This window comes from Pseudomonas sp. Q1 (assembly GCF_009935975.1).
GTDB lineage: Bacteria > Pseudomonadota > Gammaproteobacteria > Pseudomonadales > Pseudomonadaceae > Aquipseudomonas > Aquipseudomonas palleroniana.
This window is the reverse complement of record NZ_QODI01000042.1, coordinates 1-2275: the sequence shown is the minus strand read 5'-3', so window position 1 is coordinate 2275 and position 2275 is coordinate 1. Positions and strand designations below refer to the sequence as shown.

The 2275-nt window shown below is 62.1% G+C and carries 1 protein-coding gene; it reads left to right on the top strand.

Annotation, left to right across the window (positions count from 1 at the left end; all coding sequences use genetic code 11):
• Positions 1–2275 (top strand): condensation domain-containing protein (locus DK870_RS29035; protein ID WP_256679952.1); only part of this gene is annotated, 2275 nt, incomplete at both ends.

Below are 2275 nucleotides of genomic sequence, written 5' to 3'. Positions count from 1 at the left end.
GGATTGGCTCTGGTGCTGCCGGATTACATGGTGCCCCGTCTGTTCATGACCCTGGTCGCACTGCCACAGACGCCGAACGGCAAACTTGACCGCAAGGCATTGCCGGCTCCGCGCAGTGCAGCGGGTACGGGCCGGGCACCGGCAACGGCACAGGAAGCACAGCTGGTGCAGCTGTTTGCCCAAGTGTTGGGGCTGGAGCAGGTAGGGGTGGACGATTCGTTTTTTGCCCTGGGCGGGGACAGTATCTTGTCCATTAAATTGGTAAGTCGGGCTCGACTGGTCGGGCTTACCTTCGCGCCTGCCGATGTGTTTATGCAACGCACGCCCGCCCGGCTGGCCCTGGTGGTTCGTAGCCAAACGCCGGTTGCCCTGGGTTGGGATGATGGAACCGGCAGGATTGAACCGACGCCGGTCATGCAATGGTTTGGCTCGCGTGGCGGACCGTTGGCCAAGTTCAGTCAGTCGATGTTGATCGAGTTGCCTCAAGGCGTTCAGCAAAAGCCGTTGTTCCAGGCCTTGCAGGCCGTGCTGCAGCATCATGCATTGCTGGGGGCGACATTGGCTCCGGATGGCGGGTTGGAGGTGCCGGCTGCGCAGCAGGCGATTACCGACACGGCTGTTAAGCGTATCGATGTGACGACGCTGATATCTCGGGCGTTATCCGACACCATCGCTGCGGCCCAGCAGGATGCAGAACAACGTCTGGCACCGCAGCAAGGCCGGATGGCACACATTGCCTGGTTTGACCGTGGCGATGCAGCCGGGTGGCTGTTATTGACGCTGCATCATTGGGTGGTCGATGGCGTTTCGTGGCGCATCCTGATCGAAGATCTGGCGCAGGCGTATGACCAAGCCAGTTCGGCGGCGGCCATTGCCTTGCCGCCAGTGCCCACTTCATTCAAACACTGGACCACACACCTGCAGGCTCAAGCCTACGCCCCGGAACGCCTGGCCGAGCTTGACTGGTGGCACGAGACGCTGTCGGTAGACGAACTCCAGCTTGGCGACCGGCCATTATCCGCACAAGACACGGCAGGCGACGCCGGTCGTGTGGTGCGCCGTCTGAATGCCCGTGCGACCAGACGATTGTTGGGTGAAGTGCCGGCGTTGTTCAACTGTGGTGTCAACGATGTCTTGCTTGCAGCCCTGGCTCTCGCTGTGGCGGATTGGCGTAAAACGGCAGGGCCGATGTTGATCGATATTGAGGGGCACGGCCGTGAGCCAGGGGAGAGTGGTCTGGATCTGTCCCGCACCATCGGCTGGTTCACAACATTGAGCCCGCTCAGTATTGATCTCACTGCGATGGACCTTGCCGACGCATGGGCGGGAGGTCCGGCTTTCGCCAGCCTGATCAAGGATGTCAAGGAGCGCTTGCGCCGGGTGACCGACCACGGTCTCGGGTTTGGTCTGTTGCGCTGGCTGAACGAGCAGACCCGACCTGCGTTGGCGGCCTGTCGGGTGCCGCAAATCGCCTTCAACTATCTGGGGCGCTTCGGCAGTGCAGGGGGGGCATGGTCTCCAGTCGCTGGTGGTCTGTCCCTGGACGGTGGCATTGATCCTCAGATGCCGTTGGGGCACGTACTCTCGCTTGATGCGTTGGTGGTGGAAAATGCCCAGACCGTAGAGCTTGAGGCGCATTGGACATTTGCCACTGGCTTGCTTGACGAGGTTCGGGTGCAAGGACTGGCCGAGCGATGGGTGGATGCCCTGAACGTGGCGGCAAGCTTGCAGAGCGGAGGGCTGACCCCATCAGATGTGCCGCTGGGTGGGCTGACACAAGACGAGCTGGACCGGTTGTCCACAGCGTTGCCCGACATCCAAGAAGTACTCCCTCTGTCGCCATTGCAGCAAGGTCTGCATTTTCACTCGCTGTACGAAACCCAAGGGCCGGACCCGTATCTGGTGCAACTGGCGCTGACGCTGGACGGGCCGTTGGATGTGGCCGTGCTGCGTGCGGCGGTGCAGGCGTTGTTCGCCCGGCACGAGGCGCTGCGCATTGCGATTCCGCAAGTCGAGGGGCTGGAGCCGCTGGTACAAGTGGTGTGCAAACATGTGAGCGTGCCCTGGTTTGAGGTTGATCTGTCAGCAGAAGCCGACCCCGAGGCTGCATGGCAAGCGCTCCTGGAGGCCGATCGAGGGGAACGCCTGGACTTGGCGCTGGCACCGCTGGCGCGGTTCCGGCTGGTGCGGTTCGGGCTGACGCGCTACCGCCTGTTGATGACCAACCATCACATGTTGCTTGATGGCTGGTCGATGCCGATCCTGGTGCAGGACC